At 61.5% G+C, this 291-nt stretch carries 1 protein-coding gene; it reads right to left on the bottom strand.

Annotation, left to right across the window (positions count from 1 at the left end; genetic code table 11):
- Positions 1-233 (bottom strand): transposase (locus K7W42_RS22805; RefSeq protein WP_224577707.1); only part of this gene is annotated, 233 nt, incomplete at its 3' end.
- Positions 234-291 lie beyond the last annotated feature (58 nt).

Below are 291 nucleotides of genomic sequence, written 5' to 3'. Positions count from 1 at the left end.
GCCAAATGCTTGATCCGTTCTTCCTGTTCAGAACGCGCAGGGACGCCACGCCCCGTGTTCACGGGGCGTCCCGCAGCCTTCTGCACCTCCTGCCGCTTTTTCCAGCGGACGACGTAGTGAGGAGGGACGCCGAGGTCGCGGGCGATCTGGGCACAACTTTTGCCCGTGGCTTCGACCAGTCGCACGGCCTCCTGCTTGAATTCCGCGGTGTAGTGCTGCCGAGGGGTCGTCATCTTGCTCTCCAGTCTGAATCAGACTGAACTCTCCCTCCACAAAACCCTAGCAAGGCCA

The organism is Deinococcus betulae, assembly GCF_020166395.1.
Taxonomy (GTDB): Bacteria; Deinococcota; Deinococci; order Deinococcales; family Deinococcaceae; genus Deinococcus; species Deinococcus betulae.
The sequence above is the reverse complement of the archived record's forward strand: the minus strand, read 5'-3'. Positions and strand labels throughout refer to the sequence as shown.